Source organism: Carboxylicivirga fragile (assembly GCF_050589805.1).
Classification (GTDB): Bacteria; Bacteroidota; Bacteroidia; order Bacteroidales; family Marinilabiliaceae; genus Carboxylicivirga; species Carboxylicivirga fragile.
This window is the reverse complement of the sequence record NZ_JBNGOY010000021.1, coordinates 17,460-36,607: the sequence shown is the minus strand read 5'-3', so window position 1 is coordinate 36,607 and position 19,148 is coordinate 17,460. Positions and strand designations below refer to the sequence as shown.

General features: G+C 36.7%; 11 protein-coding genes. 7 read left to right on the top strand and 4 right to left on the bottom strand.

What is annotated here, in order from left to right; all coding sequences use genetic code 11:
* Positions 1-44: 44 nt before the first annotated feature.
* Together ACRD7B_RS10930 and ACRD7B_RS10925 are read left to right on the top strand one after the other, a co-directional pair.
* Positions 45-2,198 carry a sensor histidine kinase gene (locus tag ACRD7B_RS10930; RefSeq protein WP_430824589.1) on the top strand — a complete coding sequence of 718 codons (2,154 nt, stop codon included), beginning with the start codon at positions 45-47 and terminating at the stop codon, positions 2,196-2,198.
* 94 nt (positions 2,199-2,292) lie between these two features.
* Complete coding sequence (locus tag ACRD7B_RS10925; protein WP_430824588.1) at positions 2,293-3,129, top strand: response regulator; 837 nt, start codon at positions 2,293-2,295, stop codon at positions 3,127-3,129.
* A 45-nt stretch (positions 3,130-3,174) separates the two neighbouring features.
* Here the strand turns inward: ACRD7B_RS10925 and ACRD7B_RS10920 are convergent, their stop codons facing one another.
* The 3 genes from ACRD7B_RS10920 to ACRD7B_RS10910 all read right to left on the bottom strand — a co-directional run bounded on the left by ACRD7B_RS10920 (position 3,175) and on the right by ACRD7B_RS10910 (position 7,547).
* Complete coding sequence (locus tag ACRD7B_RS10920; RefSeq protein WP_430824587.1) at positions 3,175-5,232, bottom strand: S9 family peptidase; 2,058 nt, start codon at positions 5,230-5,232, stop codon at positions 3,175-3,177.
* Between the two features lie 79 nt (positions 5,233-5,311).
* Positions 5,312-6,358, bottom strand: a complete 1,047-nt coding sequence (locus ACRD7B_RS10915; protein ID WP_430824586.1) for a hypothetical protein — start codon at positions 6,356-6,358, stop codon at positions 5,312-5,314.
* Between the two features lie 70 nt (positions 6,359-6,428).
* Positions 6,429-7,547, bottom strand: coding sequence for an AAA family ATPase (locus ACRD7B_RS10910; protein WP_430824585.1), 1,119 nt, complete (start codon positions 7,545-7,547; stop codon positions 6,429-6,431).
* Positions 7,548-7,732: 185 nt separating this feature from the next.
* Between ACRD7B_RS10910 and ACRD7B_RS10905 the strand changes: the two genes are divergently transcribed.
* Positions 7,733-8,608: a DMT family transporter gene (locus ACRD7B_RS10905; protein WP_430824584.1), complete on the top strand. Its 876-nt coding sequence runs from the start codon at positions 7,733-7,735 to the stop codon at positions 8,606-8,608.
* A 49-nt stretch (positions 8,609-8,657) separates the two neighbouring features.
* On the opposite strand, the gene ACRD7B_RS10900 is transcribed toward ACRD7B_RS10905, so the two are convergent.
* Positions 8,658-10,922: an aconitate hydratase gene (locus tag ACRD7B_RS10900; protein WP_430824583.1), complete on the bottom strand. Its 2,265-nt coding sequence runs from the start codon at positions 10,920-10,922 to the stop codon at positions 8,658-8,660.
* Between the two features lie 198 nt (positions 10,923-11,120).
* On the opposite strand from ACRD7B_RS10900, the gene ACRD7B_RS10895 reads away from it, so the two are divergent.
* The 4 genes from ACRD7B_RS10895 to ACRD7B_RS10880 all read left to right on the top strand — a co-directional run bounded on the left by ACRD7B_RS10895 (position 11,121) and on the right by ACRD7B_RS10880 (position 19,146).
* Positions 11,121-12,365: an ABC transporter permease gene (locus ACRD7B_RS10895; protein WP_430824582.1), complete on the top strand. Its 1,245-nt coding sequence runs from the start codon at positions 11,121-11,123 to the stop codon at positions 12,363-12,365.
* 43 nt (positions 12,366-12,408) lie between these two features.
* The gene (locus ACRD7B_RS10890; protein ID WP_430824581.1) at positions 12,409-13,266 is read left to right on the top strand and encodes a glucosaminidase domain-containing protein; all 858 of its coding nucleotides are present in this window, start codon (positions 12,409-12,411) and stop codon (positions 13,264-13,266) included.
* Positions 13,241-14,287: a polysaccharide deacetylase family protein gene (locus ACRD7B_RS10885; RefSeq protein WP_430824580.1), complete on the top strand. Its 1,047-nt coding sequence runs from the start codon at positions 13,241-13,243 to the stop codon at positions 14,285-14,287. Before ACRD7B_RS10890 ends, ACRD7B_RS10885 begins: the two co-directional genes overlap by 26 nt.
* Before the next feature lie 290 nt (positions 14,288-14,577).
* On the top strand, positions 14,578-19,146 hold the full coding sequence (locus ACRD7B_RS10880) for a T9SS type B sorting domain-containing protein (protein ID WP_430824579.1): 4,569 nt from the start codon (positions 14,578-14,580) through the stop codon (positions 19,144-19,146).
* Positions 19,147-19,148: the final 2 nt, after the last annotated feature.

The following is a 19,148-nucleotide window of genomic DNA, read 5'->3' as shown; positions in this document are numbered from 1 at the left end:
CAATTTGTGCAATTACAATCGATGATGTAAGCCTAGACAGCGCAATGTTGGATTTGAGCTCCTATGATCTAGATAACCGTATTTACAATATTCGAGGCGATGTTGATTTTTACCCAGAAGTTTTTTTAAGTACCGATCAAGTTGATCAATCGACCCATATTTCTAACTTATTATCTATATCTCATAGCTGGAATAATCAAGCAAATAAAGCTTCGAGCTTGCCTGTTTTTACATATGGCACCTATTGTTTCAAGATTAAGGTACCCAGTAATATGGTTGGTAAAACCGTTATTTTAAAACCTACTAGCTTTGTTGCTTATGCATCAGAACTTTATGTTAATGGACAGTTGTCTGCTTTTAATGGGCGTGTGGGTAAAACGCTTAGTGATATCGATTACCAACCATCGCGTAATACAAGAGTAATACCTGTAGTAGCGGATAGTTCAATACTTGAAGTAATTGTATATGCATCCAATTTTCATCATTTTAGAGGAGGATTGTTTAATGGCATTAAGTTTGGTTTAGCTGAGGATCTACAATTTGAACAACAGCAAAATGTGATGTCAGACTTAGCTATTATTATAAGTCTTTTAATCATGTTTTTATACCATTTTGTTTTGTATTACAGTAATATGAAGGAGAAGGTATCATTATATTTTAGTTTGACTTGTTTAATTTTTGCCATCGATTTTTCATTTCAGGATTCGATGACTTTCTTTTTGTTATTGCCTAATGTAAGTTTTGAACTTTCGTCGTTTATGCATTTAACAATGCCATATTTGTTACCATCGTCATTTTTATTTTTCTTATATGCCATATTTCCAAATGAGGTTTCAAAACTATTTCGCAATCTATCCGCAATAGTATCCTTATTACTTATTGCCTTCACACTAATTCTTGGTACTCGAGCTTCTGGTTTTATTGTAAAGCCACATTATGTATACATTGTCTTTATCATCTTTTACATATTCAAGGTGGTTATTCAAGCAGTGCTTAAAAAAAGAGAAGGAGCAAACTTCTTTTTAGTCGCTTATTTATTGTTTTCACTGTGTGCTGTGAACGATATTCTGAATATGTTTGAGTTGATACATACGCAGAGTTTGGTGTCGACAGGCTTGGTGGTATTTGTGTTTCTACTTTCAATATTGCAAGGAAGACGCATTGTTGTTATGTATAATCGAAATAAACAGCTTTCGGCTAATCTCAAAATACTAAATGTTGATTTGGAGAAAAAGGTAGGTGAACGAACAGAGGAGTTAAATAGCTCATTGCAGCAATTAAAAAAGTTGAATGCTTATAAAGAAAACCTGACTCATATGTTAGTTCATGATTTAAAAGCACCACTTAATACAGTTGTAAATGCTGATATTTTACCTGAGGATGAGCGCACGCTTACTGTTCAGCAATCAGGTTTCCATTTATTAAATATGATTCAAAATGTTCTGGATGTTTATAAAAGTGAAAATACAGAACTAAACATTACTCAAGAGGAGGTTTCTTTTTTGTTGTTAATTAATGATGCTATTAATGAAATTAGCTTGTCAGTTAAAATGCGCTCAATACTGATCGATTTAGATCGAGTTGAGGATTATGTATTGAGCGTTGATAGGTCATTGATTCAGCGTGTTATTGTTAATTTATTGTCAAATGCTGTAAAGTTTTCTCCTACCGGAGGATGTATCGTTGTTTCTAACGAACTGCAGGATACTGGTGTTTTAAAGGTGAAAATTTCTAATCAAGGTCCGCCCATCAAAAAGTCAGATCATGAACACATTTTTGATCGTTTTGCTCAATCAAAAGAAGGCCAATCAAAAGCAGGGTCGAGTGGTCTGGGTTTGACATTTTGCCGTTTGGCAATTGAGGCACATGGGGGAGAAATAGGTGTGTTTTCTGAGCGGATAGGAGCTGAATTTTGGTTCACCATTCCTTATGTACAAAAGAGTCACATTTCGAAAGAATCTGGGCAAAAAGAAATTTTAGAATTGGGTTTAACGGAAAGTGAAATAGATTATTTAAGGCCCTTTGCTGTACAATTAAAAGGATTTAAGCTTTATGATATCTCGAAGATAATGGGCTTGTTGAATACGATTGAGTGTTCGAGTAAGGCTATGAAAGAGTGGATTCAAAGCATAGAAAATACGGCTTATGCTTCCGATATTGATGGGTATAATTTGCATTTATCTCTTGTGTTAAAATAAAAAGCGACTGTTTACCTTTTGCCAACTATAATAATAGGTAGTTGTTAATTATATTGGTATTTTATCCACTCAATTGTTTGAAGAAAAATACAATATGGAGTCCAATAAATTGTTGATAATTGATGATAAGGTAGAGAATTTGAAATTGATGGTATCCATCTTTTCAGAACAAATGCCACAATACAGATGCTATCAATGTAGCAACCCAATAAATGCTTTGCAAATCGCCAAAGAGGTTGTTCCCGATCTAATTATTACCGACTGGGACATGCCACAATTTTCGGGTATAGAGCTTATTGACCAATTTAAGGCGGATTCATTAACACAAGAGATTCCAATAATTATGGCAACTGGTGTAATGTTAACAGCCGATCATTTAAAAATTGCATTGGACGCAGGAGCTATCGATTATATTCGTAAGCCTATTGATGCCATTGAATTAATAGCACGTACACGGGCAGCTTTATTAATTACAAATTATTATAAACAAATAGTTAAGCAGAAGGATCAGGAGCTGACCGAGAGTTCGTTATACATGGTTAAGAGTAGTGAGTTCATTAATAATTTTGAGCAAAAAATCGAAAGTATTAGTGATGCCATTGATAAAGATCCTCAAGGAGCTAAGAAACAACTTGTTTTGATGAAAAACGATCTGCGTCAAAGAAGTAAGGATGAAAGTTGGCAGCGTTTTAATCTATCGTTTTCAAAGGTGCATAAAGATTTTGAACGTAACCTAACAGCCAAGTATCCAAACCTAACACCAACTGAGCTAAAATTAAGTGCCTTTGTTCGTTTGGGTATGCTCAATAAAGAAATTGCTTCTATTCTTAACTTGTCGGTGGATAGTATTAAAGTATCCCGTTCTCGCTTACGAAAGAAATTGAATATAGAAAGTGGTATTAATCTTGAGGTTTACCTACTTGGTTTCTAAAAAAATAGAGCCTTTGAAGATAAACTCCAGAGGCTCCATGATTTTTTACCAGTCTAATCCATATTGATCACTTATATCAAGTGGTGGCATTGGGCCGTCCAATGGTTTTAGGTCTTTAACATACCAGTTCATCCAAGCCAGTTGACGATACAGTACATCAATGCGCCCAACTTGTTTGCGGTTTCCATGTCCTTCGCCCGGGTATTGTACTAAACGAACAGCTGGGTGATTGTTCATTTTCATGCGACGGTATAATTCCATGCTTTGCGATGGATGAATACGTGCATCGGCAGCTCCTCCATAAATTAAAGTAGCTGTTTTGCTTTTGTGAGCATGATAAATAGGGCTTTGCTTTAGGTTCATCTCCCATTGCTCTTCAAGTGGTTTTCCGCTGTGAACTAATAGTTCTTCATAAGCTATATCTGTAGTGCCTTTTTTACTTATGATGTTGGTTATTCCAACAAAGACACCAACTGCTTTTACATATTCGGTGTAATAAGTAGCAAACCAAGCTGAGGCATATCCACCATACGATCCACCAGCCATTCCAACACGTTCACGATCTGCGCCTTTTTCTTTAATTAAATATTCGATGCCGTCCGCTAAGTCGTCAAATTCTTTTCCTGCAGGATCTTCAAAACCTTCCATTCCAAAATCAACGCCATAACCAGTACTTGCTCTGTAGTTGAAATAGGCAACTAAGTAACCATTTCCTGCCATTACCTGCCCGGGTGATGAATAACCACTTAACCAGCCATTGGAGTGATGTGCTTCAGGTCCACCATGAACAAAAACTATTAATGGGTATTTTTCACCTGCTTTATAACCAACAGGTTTCATAAGCATGCCTTCGATGTTGAGGCCATCACGTGCGGTAAAGTTGATAACTTCTTGCTCACCAAGAGTGTTTTTGCGCAGTTCTGGATTAAGGTCGGTAACTATTTTAAGATCGTCTTTACCATTCCAGGTGTAAATATTTGACATGTCTGTTGGTGTACTTCCACTAAATGCAAATGATTTGAAATCAGATGAGAAAACAGGTGATCCAAATATGGTTTCAGATGTTTCGGCATCTAATAAAAGCTTGCGTTTCATGTTTTTTAAGGTAAGTGTATACAGTTTAGGGTAAACACCTTCATGTGCCAAACAAACTACTTCTTTGTCGTTTTTCCATTCGGCCCATGTAATATGCCCTTTGTATTTTTCAGGGGTGAGATTAGTAATAGAACCATCAGCTATAGTCGCTTTGTAAACCTGACTAACGGCATGATCATTAATATCGAATGCTCCGGTATAAACCAGTTGAGTGCCATCCGGGCTAAAGGCGTAATTGCCTAACTTACCTATGTTTTTAAGTACTTGCTTCACCTTCATATTTTCTATATCGTAAATATGAAGCTTACGAAACATGTAACGTTGGTCAGTAAGTTTTAATTCGGTAGCCGTATAAGCCAATTGTTTTCCTTGTTTGTCGAAGTTGAAATCCCAAATATTTACTGTTTCGGTAATTTGGGTTTCTTTTGTTTGCTTGAAGTTTTCATCAATTTCAATCAGGAATAGATTATCATTTTTGATATTCTCTTCGTAAAAAATGAAGTCGTAACCTCGTTTCTTTAATTCCTTTTCTTTTTTGCTGGTAGCAGTGGTTGATGTATATGCAAAGCCTTTTCCATCAGGGTTCCATTTAAATGCATTAACGCCATTTTTAGCCATTGATACCTGAATGGCATCATCAACATTATCTGTGCTAACAAAAATCTGATATAGCTTATCTACTTTCTTTTTGAATGCAAGCGTTTTTCCATCCGGGCTCCAGCTAGGCGAACTACCTTTTGTTTCTTCTGTGAAAAGCGGTTGAGATTCTTTAGTGTCTAAATTTACTAAGTTGTATTCAACATGAGAACCGCCAGGTTTTTCATTTGGTGTGCGTGGCGTATAAACAGTGTAAATGAGTTGCTTGCCATCAGGATGCATTTGAACACATCTGCTTGATTTTAGCTGAATCAGTTCTTCGGGTGTAAGAACATCCTGCGCTTTGGAATTTAATATGCTAACAATGAATAGAAATGCTAGCATTGAACTGGTTTTTATTAACGTCTTCATAATAGTGTTGATTGAAATTTGAAATAAAGATAGAAAGAATAGGGATTAATTGCTGTCAGCACCGCTGAGTCGGTATGGTTTAATTTAGCTTTATGTGCAGGCCAGTTTGGATGGCGAAAGTAGTACGCATTAATTCTTTGTCATAGACTAATGGGAATAGGTCAGAGCTTAATTCAGTATTCAAAAATAGTTTATTGCTTAGTTTTATTCGGCAGCCAGCATTAACTAATGCTGTTAACGCAACATCCCCATTATTCAAATAATGACAGTTGACTCCTATTCCAAACTTGGGTGTTAGTATTTTATTTGGAAAACTATATTCAAATTGAAAGGGAATTTGATTGTGTCTGTGATCCCAAACTTTTGCATGAATTAATCCAGTTTTTAAGTAAATTCTTTCGCTTGCTTTTGAGATCTGAAAGTAAATAAGAGCTCCATACGCACTAGTAGAACCTCCATTCTCAAAAATATTTCTGAAGTAATAAGTGTAAGTTGGTTCAATAGCTATCTTGATGGGGTCTTTTGCTTTCTCGTAAATAACACAAGTGCCTTCGCCACATGTAATGTCGTGATATGTTTTAGTTATGGAAGTTAAAGATTTGCGGTTTGGTTTCTTAAGTTTCTCAATCTCAGGAAATAATTCGGGGCAATCTCTAAAGTAAGATATTAAATAGCCAATATGTCGTTTCGATTCTTTTTGGTATTTCACACCGTCTATGGTTACGACCTCATTCTCGTATGGAATACGTTCAATTTCATTTGGTGAAATACTTATAGAGTAATGAAATCCAGTATAAGATCGATGAAAGAATAGATCTTTCTCGCCTTTGACTAAATATTCTGCAAATATTTTAGCTGTATCATTTAGGTATATGGCAATTTTTGAAACATAGTATTCTGCATTTTCAAATTGATAACCCAATATATCAAATGGTAAAAAAGTTGTATCTATTTCAGTAGTTATAAATTGTATTTTATGAAAACAATTAATGTCACCAACATAATTGAGTTGACCAGAAATAGTATCTCCTTCATTGGTGATAATCTTCCCATTTCGTAGATCATTTTGAGAAAAGGTTGTTAACGAAAGAATAAGTAATATATGCAGGGTTAGTAGTTGCTTCATGAGAGTTATGTTGTTTAAAAATAAATGTAATGAATTATGTTTCTTAATTATTTCCTTATTTTAATAAGAATTAAAGACTTCTTAACCACATTGAGAAAAAGTGGTCGTACACTTTGTATTGCCCATTTTCATGATAAACCATTTGTTTTTCGAGTAGGGCATTAAGGGCTGTGTTAATTGAGCTGGCGGCTGGTAAGTTATGCTTTTTAATAAAATGGTGTGCGTTTGGTTTATTAACGGCTTCCTCTTTACCGATGGCTTTGATTAATTGAAACTGGTTGTTTGTCAGAAGGTTTTTGTAATTAATGAATATGTTTTCTCGTTCTTTAAGTACTTCGTGAGATACCTCATACATCATTTTATAAGTATTGTTTTTCTTGTTTTGAGCAAATAATTTGTTGAAAAAATATTGTACGTAGAATGTGTAAGTATCTAAAATTTTCACCCACTCTTTAATGTCGTCGATTTTAATGGACTTTTTATTAACGGTGAAATGATGGTGAATAAATTCGGTGTAATTGTCGGTATTTATCCTATCTAGATAAAGAAGCTCACTGCTTTGGTAAAAAGGCCTATTAATATTTGTAAACATGGCTTCTAATATGTGCTTGCTGCTTCCCGAAAAAATAAAGCGTATATCCGGGTATTCCTGACTAAATTTTCGAAACCATGCTTCCACCTGTTTTTCAGGATAATTATTGATTTGTTGAAATTCATCAATAGCTATAACATATGGCTTTTTCAGGTTTCCGATATAACTAAATAGTGTGTTTAAATCGTTAAGGGATTCGCTTTCACTTTTGTAGCCAAATTCTAATTCGGGCGAACCACTTATTGGATTAAACAATAGTTTAGCTTTAAGTCCACTAATCAAATCGCTCATGTTTTGTAGGAAGCGTTTACTCTTTTTCTGTTCTTGAAGTATAAGTACACTGCTTATTTCCTTCACCATGTCTCCTAAATTATTAGTTGGCATAATGTCAATATATAGCGTTTCAATGGCTGATTTATCTTGCTCTAGATGATGAAAAAGATGTTTTATCAGGCCTGTTTTACCAAGTCGACGTAATGATATAAGTGTGATATTTCTCCCGTTGTTTATGGCATTGTTCAGCTTTGATACTTCTAATTCTCTATCGCAAAATAAATTAGGGTCTTTGTAGCCATATAGTAAGAATGGGTTTTTCATGTTTATTCTATTAAAAGCATTCTTCGTAACGCAAATTGTGTAACGCAAATTGTGTAACGCAAATTACGTAATGTATTTTGCAAAAGAAAGTCTTCTTCCAATTTTTTCAAGGTGCTTTAGGTAGGATAAGCCAAGTTGCATTCGTATAAAATTAAAAATGTTAGCTTCGTACAAAATTCATCACTATGTTGTGGAAAAAGCCCTGGTTTCAATTGTCTATATTAATGTTGCTTGCCTTTGTATGGGGCAGTTCATTTATTTTAATGAAAATTGGATTGAAGAGTTTTGACAGTATGCAGGCCGCTACGCTCCGCATTGGTTTTGCATCTTTATTCTTGATGCCTTATTCCATTAAGCATTTAAAAAATCTTAAGAAGAAGGATTTAAAAGCACTTTTAATTGCAGGATTTATCGGTAGTTTTATTCCGGCCTTCTTATTTACTAAAGCGCAAACACGCATTGATAGTGCTCTGGCAGGTATGTTGAATTCTTTAACGCCAGTATTTACCTTTTTAGTAGGTCTTATTTTTTACCACTTGAAATTTAAAGGAGCTCAGCTTATTGGTATCATATTAGGATTGCTTGGCGCATTAGGTCTTATAACATCTGGTTCCGATATCTCAATTTCAAATATTAATTCGTATGCCTTCTTTATTGTTTTAGCTACAATTTGTTATGCCTTTAACATTAATGTAGTTAAAACGCAATTAACACATTTGAGTGGTGTTCAAATTACTGCTTTGTCATTCTTTTTCACGGGGCCAGTTGCAATTGCATATTTTTTCACTACAGATTTCCAATCAGTTACGCATTCGCCAAATTGGGGCATTCATTTGGGTGCATTAGCTTTACTTGGCATACTTGGCACTGCTGTTGCCATGTTGTTAATGAATACGTTAATAAGATATACTTCGGCAGTTTTTGCCTCTTCAGTTACCTATATCATTCCTATTTTTGCAATAGCTTGGGGATTGATGGATGGCGAAATTATTACCATATATCACCTCCTGTTTATGAGTGTGATCTTGATTGGTGTATATTTAATTAATCGCAAAAAATAAAGGCTGCCTTAATAAAAAGACAGCCTCCATATACTTATAAAAAACTTACTTAAGCGTTTTGTTGTTTGATTAAGTTTAAGGCTGATCCAGCTTTAAACCATTCAATTTGTTGCTCGTTGTAAGTATGGTTTGTTATAATCACCTCTTTACTTCCATCGGCATGTACAACTTCAAGTTGTAAATCTTTTCCTGGGGCAAACTGTTCTAAATCAAGGAAGTTGAATGTGTCATCTTCTTTAATTTTATCGTAATCAGTTTCGTTGGCAAAAGTCAAACCTAACATACCTTGTTTCTTAAGGTTAGTTTCGTGAATACGGGCAAAACTCTTAACCAATACCGCTCTCACACCAAGGTGACGTGGCTCCATGGCGGCATGCTCGCGCGACGAACCTTCGCCATAGTTGTGATCACCAACTACAATGGTTGGAACTCCAGCTGCCTTGTATGCTCTTTGTGTTGCAGGTACTGCATCGTATTCTCCATTCAATTGATTTTTCACTTTGTTAGTTTCTTCGTTGAAGAAGTTAACAGCACCAATCAACATGTTGTTAGAGATATTATCCAAGTGCCCTCTTAATTTCAACCAAGGACCAGCCATAGAAATATGGTCAGTTGTACATTTACCTTTGGCTTTTATCAATAGTTTAGCTCCAGAGATGTTTTTACCATCCCAAGGGGCAAAGGGTGTAAGTAGTTGTAAGCGCTCACTATCTGGGCTTACTACAACTTCAACTTTTGAACCATCAGCAGAAGGAGCTTGGTAGCCGGCATCTTCTACATCAAAGCCTTTAGGAGGTAGTTCATAGCCACTTGGTGCATCCAATTTAACATCTTCACCTTTTTCATTCTTAAGTGTATCAGTTAAAGGATTGAAACCTAAATCGCCAGCAATAGCCATTGCAGTTACCAATTCAGGTGAACCAACAAAAGCATAAGTATTTGGGTTGCCATCAGCACGTTTTGCAAAGTTGCGGTTGAACGAGTGTACGATAGTGTTTTTTTCTTGTTTCTCAGCACCTGTTCTGGCCCACATACCAATACATGGTCCACAGGCGTTGGCATATACTTCACCACCCATTTGATTGAAAGTTCCAATCAAGCCATCGCGGTCAATGGTGTAACGAACTAATTCTGATCCAGGTGTGATCTTGAATTCACCTTTAGCTTTTAAATCTTTCTCAGCAGCTTGCTTCGCAATTGAGGCGGCACGGGAAATATCTTCGTAGGATGAGTTGGTACATGAACCGATCAAACCAACGTCAATCTTTAATGGCCAGCCATTCTTTTCAGCTTCGGCACGCATCTCCGAAATAGGAGTGGCGCGATCTGGCGTAAATGGACCATTCAAATGTGGTTCAAGCGTATCTAGATTAATTTCGATTACCTGGTCGAAATATTGCTCTGGATTAGCATAAACTTCTGCATCGGCTGTTAAATGTTCCTTCACACTGTTGGCTGCATCAGCTACATCGGCACGATTTGTTGCACGTAAGTAGCGCTCCATCGATTCGTCGTAACCAAAAGTAGACGTAGTTGCACCAATCTCAGCTCCCATATTACAGATAGTACCTTTACCCGTGCAGCTAATTGATTTTGCACCTTCGCCAAAATACTCAACAATGCAACCAGTACCACCTTTTACAGTAAGTAATCCGGCTACTTTAAGAATGATGTCTTTTGGAGCGGTCCAACCATTTAGTTTTCCGCTTAGCTTAACGCCAATTAATTTAGGAAACTTCAGCTCCCAAGCCATTCCTGCCATTACATCCACAGCATCGGCTCCACCAACACCAATAGCAACCATACCCAATCCACCAGCATTCACTGTATGCGAATCGGTTCCAATCATCATTCCACCTGGGAATGCATAGTTTTCGAGTACCACCTGATGGATAATACCTGCTCCTGGTTTCCAAAAGCCTAGACCATAGCGGTTCGATACAGAACTTAGGAAGTCGTAAACTTCTTTGTTTGTAATCTCTGCTGATTCCAAATCAGTTGTGGCACCAACTTTAGCCTGAATAAGGTGATCGGCATGCACTGTAGACGGAACTGCTGCTGTTGCTTTACCGGCTTGCATAAATTGCAATAAGGCCATCTGAGCAGTTGCATCTTGCATGGCAACTCTATCAGGATTAAAGTTAACATACGAATTACCTCTTTCATAAGGTGTATTCGGTAGATTGTCTGCTAAGTGAGCATACAATATTTTTTCGGTCAATGTTAAAGGCTTTCCTAAAAGTTGACGTGTTGAGTCCACTTTATCAGCCATTTCGGCGTATGCCTTTTTTATCATTTCAATATCAAAAGCCATTTCTCAATTTATTTAGATAATGATTATTGTGCTTAATGTTGACGAAGCAAAGCTAGTAAAAAGTCATAATTTATAAAGGATATAACCAACAACAATCCCTTTTTGTTGAAGCCTTTGAAACCCTTTACAATACTTTTAGTAACTTGATGCCTGATTTAGTTGATTTATATTTTATTGAAGCGACTTAACCCGCATAATATGAAGTTGATACTGATTTATGAGAATTTACGCATTGCATTTGGATCTATTCGATCTAATTTGTTGCGTTCGATTCTAACTATATTGATAATAGGCATTGGAATTACTGCGCTTATTGGTATACTAACTGCTATTTCTTCTATTCAAGGTGCCATAAGTAATCAGTTTACTGGTATGGGCGCCAATTCGTTCACGATTCAGAATCGTGGCATGAACGTACAGATTGGTAAGCGTAAACTACGTCAGAAAAACTATGGTTCGATTACTTTTAGAGAAGCCATGAGTTTCAAAGAAGAATTTGATTATCCGGCCATAGTAACCATTTCGTATAACGCAACTGGGGGCGCAACAGTTAAGTCGGAGAGTGCAAAATCTAATCCGAATGTGGCGGTATATGGTGTAGATGAAAACTTCCTGGAAGTAGAAGGTCATAATTTAAAGTGGGGGCGTAATTTCAGTGAACAGGAAATTTTGGATCACCGACATTTGGCTATTTTGGGCAGTGCCTTGGCAAAGAAGGTTTTTCCGGATGGTGTAAATCCAGTTAATAAGGTGCTAGCTTTAGGTGGTGCTAAATATTTGGTAGCTGGAGTTCTGGAGGAGAAAGGTGCCGGTTTTGGTAGTCAGAGTGATAACATTATTTTATTGCCAGTAACCAATGTTCGTCAGCAATTTAGCAGACCAAACATGTCTTACAAGATTGTTGTTAAATCAATTAATAGTCAACAAATCGACAATGCTATTAGCGAAGCAACCGGTTTATTCAGGATAATTCGCCGACTAACGGTGCACGACGAAGATAACTTTAATGTGAACAAGAGTGATAACTTGTCTCGCATTTTAATAGAAAGTACTGGCATGGTGGCCATGCTTGCTTCTATTATTGGATTGATAACCTTAGTTGGAGCTGCCATTGGATTAATGAATATTATGCTTGTGGCAGTATCGGAGCGAACGCGTGAGATTGGTATCCGTAAAGCGATGGGAGCAACAACAAAAGCTATTCGAAACCAGTTTTTATTCGAGTCTATCATCATAGGGCAGGTTGGTGGATTTGTTGGTATTATATTGGGTATTTCGGTTGGTAATTTAATGTCGATGGCCTTGGATGCTCCATTTATTGTTCCTTGGAATTGGGTGATACTTGGTGTGTTTATTTGTTTGGTTGTTGGATTGTTATCCGGATTAATGCCAGCGATGAAGGCTTCTAAGCTTGATCCAATCGAATCTTTGCGTTATGAATAAGGCAGATTCAATTTTGTGTTTATTGAGTAAATTTAACTAAGATATGGGAAAAAGATCCGTTAGAAACGGAGTGTTAATTGCTTTGGGGGCATTATTAATTGCTATAATTAGCCTATTTGTTGTTTTACGAGTGAAAAGCGTTGAACCTACTTATCCAATAACAGAAAAGTGGCTAACACATCCCGATTCAATTATTATCCAGACAGACTCAATTATTGGACCTATCGTTTATCATGGTAATCCTGATATGCGCCAGGTGAAGGGGGATAAGCGAAAGGAATTATTCATAAACATGATGCTTCCTTCCATTTTATTGGCTCAGCATAAGGTAAGGGCTGAAAGAGAAAAGATAGAGTCCTATTGGCAACGTGCCGAGAAAGGGACAGCATCTTTGAATGATAGCATGAAAATTGATTCAATCTTGAGCTATTATAAGTGCAAACATCTAGAAGAAGTAGTTAATAACCTTCATAATCACCCGATAAGTATTGTATTGTCGCAAGCGGCTATTGAAAGTGGCTGGGGAACATCTCGCTTTTTTCTCGAAGCGAATAATGTATTTGGAATTTGGTCGTATAATAAAAAAGAAGATCGTATTCGTGCTTTTGAAACCAGAGGTGATAACGCCATTTATTTAAGAAAATACAATGATTTGCACGGATCGGTGTATGATTATTTAATTACTATTTCAAGGGCTTCGGCCTATAAGAAGTTTCGCGAAGTACGAATGACTTCGGATGACCCCTATGAGTTGATTCAGTATTTGGTCAATTACTCAGAACTCCGTGAGGAGTATGTGAAGATTCTGGGGAAAGTGATTCGCCATAATCAACTGACGCAATATGATAGCTTTCAACTGTTAAATCCAGATAAAAATGACCCGGTTTGGCAAAGTTTATAGAGGTTTAGTCTTATTCTTTTTTCTAAGCGTGGGTATTATTGTTTCATTAAATGCTTGGCAAAAGGAAGGTAATAAAAAAGAGTTTTCAGTAACTGGTCTTGTTTATCACCGTTTTGGTGATGAGCGATATCCTTCTACCAACACTACGGTTAAACAATTTGAAGAACAATTGGAGTGGCTAAAGCAAAATGGCTATCAAACTTTAACAACAAGTGAAGCTTATGTGCAAATCAATAAAGGAACGCTCGGCGAGAAAGTGGTTTGCATAACCGTTGATGATGGTTATCGTTCGTTCATGGAAAATGGCTTACCTATATTGGAAAAGTATGGGATGAAGGCCACCTTATTTGTAAACACAGAAAGTGTTGGTTGGGCTGATTACTTGACTTGGCAAGAGCTTAGAGATATACAATCACGGGGAGTTGAAATTGGAAACCATTCGCATAAACATTCATATTTTATGAATAAAAGTCATTCTGACTTTGAATTGGATTTAAGTCAGTCAGAAAAACTATTTAAGGATGAGCTTGGAATGGTTCCCAAATCATACGCCTATCCCTATGGTGAGTTTAGTGAAGCTATGGCTGATGTTTTAAGAGCTAAGGGATATCAAGCTGGATTTGCCCAGTTTTCAGGAGTTTGGACTGAAAAGACCAACTCGTATTCTGTTCCTCGATTCCCAATGTCCGGTACTAATATAAGTTTGGAGCGTTTTGTTGAGAAAGTAAAAATGAAACAACTATTCTTACAAGGAATCTCAACCTACCCAATTGTTGTTAACTCAGGTAAATCAATGGAATTTAAGTTCGCATTTAATACAGGATTGTATGCTGAGCCCTTCAATTGTTTTGTAAATGGACAGCCAGTGAGTAACTCTTTAAAAGATAAGGGAGTATTTACTATCAATATAGAAAAAATGCCAGCAAGGCGACGCAGTACTTTAACGGTTACAACTCGTAATGTTGATGGAGCTTGGTGTTGGCATAGCTCTTTGTTATTAAATTCGACTATAGAAGAGTAAAGAGTAATTTAAGTACTAATAGTACTTTTATTCGAATGTGTAAACCTCCTATACTTAGTTAATTGCATATAAAAAGTGTATAAATAATTTAAAATATTTCTGCATAATTATAACTTTTTGTTCACTTGGTCGTATCAATCCACAACACACACACCAAACTGCCGGTATGTTAGCGTGAAGATTTATTAAGGGGAGAAATAACGTATCAGCTTTTAATTTATTGAATTTAACTAATACTTACTGAGTAAATGCTTGGTAGGGTTTGTTGTTCTATACTTATAACTGAACCGATGAATAAGCTATTTAAAACCTGTTTATTTATACTTATCAGCCTAATGATAAGTAGTACTGCATTGTCTCAAGTAGGGCGCGAATTTTGGTTTGTGGCTCCTGAAGTAACTAGTGGCCATGGCGAAGCACCCATATTCTTTCGAATTACTACATTTGACGAACCCACAGAGGTTACTATTTCGAGTCCTGCAAATACTTCTTTTAATACATTAACAGTTAATATTCCGGCCAATACGCAGTATACTACTCCAGAAAATGCTTTTGATATAGATCATATTGAAAATAGGCCGAGTAATACTATAAACAACAAGGGAATATTAATTACAGCTAAGGATGCCGATGTTAGTGTTTATTATGAGGTAGCAAGTCCACTTAATCCCGATAAATTTACCTTGAAAGGAACAAACTCGATGGGGATGGAGTTTTTTATTCCTTCTCAAAATATTTACCATAATCAACGAAATCAAAATCCCCTTGCCACAGAAAAAGTTGATATTGTAGCCAGTGAGGATGATACCGAAGTAATTATTGTTCCAACCGCCGATGTAGTTGGATACGATGCAGGTGACACCATTCGAGTTACGTTAAATAGAGGTCAGACCTTTTGTGTTGAAAATCGTGGACAACACTATGCCTCTTCTTTAGCAGGAACATATGTTGCTTCAAATGAACCAATCGCAATCACCATTTCAGATGATTCAATTAACGAGCGGATGGATTATCGTGGAGCATATGATTTAATTGGCGATCAGTTGATACCAACTAGTGTTATTGGAAATGAATACGTGGTTGTAAATACCGCTACCTTGAGCAATACAATAACAAAAGTTTTTGTGCTTGCTACAGTAGATAATACTACTATTGAAGTAAATGGTAATCCTATGTTGACTCAAACCTTAAGTCGAGGAGAGCAGACCGTTTTGGATATTACACCGGATAATATGCATATAGAGTCAAACAGGCCGATATATGTATATCAATTGGCAAGTTTGAGATATGGTGGAACCAATGAAATGGGAAGCTCATTACTACCTCATGTTGCATGCACTGGATCTGAAGTGGTTAGTTTTAAAAGGATTTTTAGTGATAACTTTTTCATGCAATTGTTAGTTAAAGGCAAGGATCGAAATAATTTTTCGATGGCCAACCATTTGGGACAAAGTTTAGATTACCTTGACAATATTAATTGGATTGTAGTGCCTGGAACAGGTGAGGGTGATCTAAATGAAGCATGGTATTCCGCAAACATTGACTTGGGTGCAGAAATAGGTACAACGGATCCTTATTTTGTGAGTAATTCAACGGGCTTATTTCATTTAAGTCTTTTAGAAGAGAATGGAAGTAGTGCCAGTTATGGTTACTTTTCTTCGTTTAGTAATTTAAATGTGAATGGTATAACCGAGGCTTGCCAAGGTAACGCCATTGTATTACGAACAGATGAACCAATGCGCTCCTATGCATGGTACTCCGATTTGACTGGTAATACAGTTTTGTCAACAACCCAGGAGATATCAGTAACTCAAACAGCCACTTATTGGGTAACGGCCGAGGTTCAGTTTGGAGGTTGCGAATTAACCGATAGTATTGAAGTGCATTTTGTATTACCTGAAATTGATCTGGGAGGCGATACAACCGTTTGTGCTGGCACTACTTTAACCTTTGGTGGTGAACTTAATGCGAATACGTATAATTGGAGTGATGGTACTTCGTTAAATGAAACAAGCGTTGATGTTGTCGAAGATTATAATGGTGAATTATCTGTAACAGTTACTGATCCATCAGGGTGTTATAATCAAGATACCGTTTTAATTGAAGCATTCCCAGTACCAGATATTGTACTTGATGTTACAACGGTGTGTGAAGGAGGTGTTATTACTAATACAACTTCTTTCGATCGTTATGAGTGGGAGTTTGGTGGTGTTGTTTTAAATATAGATCAGACTCAAAACTATATTGTACCGCAGCAAACTGGAAATTACACTATAACTGGCTGGACAGCAGATGGATGTTCAGTAACAGAAACTATTAATATAGTGGTTAATGCTTTGCCTACGTTTACTTTAAGCGATGAGATTGCCTGTGATGGTTTAGTTCATTCGGTTAATGCTCCAATTATGGGAAGCGGTCTGTCGTATCTGTGGAGCGATGGAAGCACAAGTGCTTCGGCTAATTTGAATGCCGCTGGAAATTATTGGTTGCAAATAACTGATGGCAATGCTTGTGTGGCGAGCGATACTGCTTTGTTTGCCTATCATATGCCAATTCCGATTGATTTAGGTCCTGATAGAGATGAGTGTGCCCGAACAACTTTGAATATTTCAAATAGTTCTGATTTTTCTGGTTTTACCTGGAAATTTGATGATGGAACAGGAATGACAACATTAACTACGCCAGTGCCAGAGTATGAGTATGAAATAACTGATGCCAGGCAAGATGATAGTGGGCATTATGTTGTTGAAGCTTCCGATGTGAATGGTTGCGTTGTAAGTGATACAGTTAGGATTGGTTTTTATGATACAAACCCACCACCATTAAATCTTACACGAGAATTGTGTCAGGGGGAAAGTATAGAAATTATTACTTCGGATGGATATGATACTTATGCATGGACGCACGAAGGGAATTCAATTGCAGGTACTAATAATTTAACGCAGATAACAGTTGATCAACCTGGCAACTATGTATTGACCGCGACCTATCTTACTTGTATAAAAACAAGTAATATTGTTGTAGATGAACATACCTTGCCAACAGTTCAATTACCAAACGATTTTAATTTATGTCCTGGAACAGAAGATAGTATTAAGGTGCAGAGTTTTGGTTCTTCTGGAACTTCAACCAATGTATTTGATTATATGTATTGGAATGGTGACTCTAATCAGCGATATGATGATTGGACAAGTGCTAAGTTGATGGTTAATGCCGCAGGTACTCATACAGTAAGCGCTGTAGATGAATTTGGTTGTGTTGCCACTGATGCAATAACAATTGGAGTTCATAACACTGATCCAATTCCATCGCAAGGGCCTTTTACTACATGTGAAAACGTAGGTCAACGACTGCAAAATACACATCCAAGCACAAGAAGCTACTCATGGAGTAGAGTTGAAAGTACTGGTAATACTCATTTGTTAGATAATGCAGATTATATAGCAAACCAGTCAGGAAGTTATCAATTAGATATTGTTGATGCCAATGGTTGTATTGATTCTGATACGGTTGTTGTAAATGCTAACCCTGTGCCAACGGTTGATTTAGGGCCTGATGTAGTGACCTGTGAGTTTGATTATTTAAGAGTTACGCCTAGTACTGATTATGTTACTTATAGATGGAATGATGATTCATCATTAAATGCCAATGAACTTTTGGTTACAAGTGGCGGAGACTATAAATTGGAAGTGAGTAATGTGTATGGTTGTTGGGGAGAAGATGTTGTGAATGTTACTGTTAATGCTGCTCCCATATTTGACTTAGGAGCAGATCATAGTGTATGTCCTGGTACTTCAGTAGAATTAGGAAATATCGCTGGTAATTATTCTTACCTGTGGTCAACGGGAGAAACAACTCAAAATATTCAGGTAATAGATGGAGGTAAATATGAATTGACTATAACAGATGTAAATGGTTGTAGCAATACAGATTCGGTTCGTGTAAATCTTTATCCAGTGCCTAAGTTTAGTTTAGGGAATGATACTTTAATATGTCCTTTGGATCTGAGTTCCGAAATTGTGGCAGTGAACGAAAATTTCCCGTACTATTCATGGAAAAATGGAGAGAGTACATCTTGGATTTATGCCGAAGCAGCTGATTCTATTAATCGTGTTATTGTTAGAAATGATGCAGGCTGTTATGGTTTCGATACCAAGTTGGTAACCTTAATGCCAACACCTGAAATAGAATTATTGCCAGATACATCTATCTGTAGTGTGGATACTTTAAGCTTAGAAGCGGATCCAATTCTGGAAATGTGGGAGTGGAGCGATGGTTCAATTGATCCATTATTAGAGATATACAACGCCGGTGAATATTGGATTCGAGGTGATGATGGATGTTTTACTTATGCCGATACAATGCAGTTAGTTGTTAACGAAACTCCTGTAATTGCACGACTTGATACATCAATATACGCTCAGGTAGTTCTATATCCCGAAGGAGGAACAGAACCATATAAATATGCCATTAATGACAATGAATTTCAATCTGAGAACGTCTTCCGTAACCTGGAGAATGGAGAACATGTTTTATATTGTGAGGATGATAATGGCTGTTTGGTAGCAGAAACTGTTTTATTTAATAACATCTTAGATATTGATGTGCCTAACTTCTTTACTCCAAATGGTGATGGTTTTAACGATCGTTGGCAGATTGATGGACTTGAACGCTTGCCTGATTCAGAGATTAGAATTTATGATCGTTTCGGCAAATTATTGATAAAGTATTTGGCATCAGAACCTGCTTGGGATGGTACCTATCTTGGCAAGCACGTTCGATCAGATGACTATTGGTATGTTATCGAGTTAAATCCTGTACAAAAAATCTTAAAAGGCAACCTAACCCTAAAGCGCTAATA

Bases quoted from the DNA above. Each gene is read 5' to 3' on its own strand.
- ACRD7B_RS10930 (WP_430824589.1), top strand. From the start codon at position 45: ATGTTGGATTTGAGCTCCTATGATCTAGATAACCGTATTTACAATATT.
- ACRD7B_RS10925 (WP_430824588.1), top strand. From the start codon at position 2,293: ATGGAGTCCAATAAATTGTTGATAATTGATGATAAGGTAGAGAATTTG.
- ACRD7B_RS10920 (WP_430824587.1), bottom strand. From the start codon at position 5,232: ATGAAGACGTTAATAAAAACCAGTTCAATGCTAGCATTTCTATTCATT.
- ACRD7B_RS10915 (WP_430824586.1), bottom strand. From the start codon at position 6,358: ATGAAGCAACTACTAACCCTGCATATATTACTTATTCTTTCGTTAACA.
- ACRD7B_RS10910 (WP_430824585.1), bottom strand. From the start codon at position 7,547: ATGAAAAACCCATTCTTACTATATGGCTACAAAGACCCTAATTTATTT.
- ACRD7B_RS10905 (WP_430824584.1), top strand. From the start codon at position 7,733: ATGTTGTGGAAAAAGCCCTGGTTTCAATTGTCTATATTAATGTTGCTT.
- ACRD7B_RS10900 (WP_430824583.1), bottom strand. From the start codon at position 10,922: ATGGCTTTTGATATTGAAATGATAAAAAAGGCATACGCCGAAATGGCT.
- ACRD7B_RS10895 (WP_430824582.1), top strand. From the start codon at position 11,121: ATGAAGTTGATACTGATTTATGAGAATTTACGCATTGCATTTGGATCT.
- ACRD7B_RS10890 (WP_430824581.1), top strand. From the start codon at position 12,409: ATGGGAAAAAGATCCGTTAGAAACGGAGTGTTAATTGCTTTGGGGGCA.
- ACRD7B_RS10885 (WP_430824580.1), top strand. From the start codon at position 13,241: ATGACCCGGTTTGGCAAAGTTTATAGAGGTTTAGTCTTATTCTTTTTT.
- ACRD7B_RS10880 (WP_430824579.1), top strand. From the start codon at position 14,578: ATGAATAAGCTATTTAAAACCTGTTTATTTATACTTATCAGCCTAATG.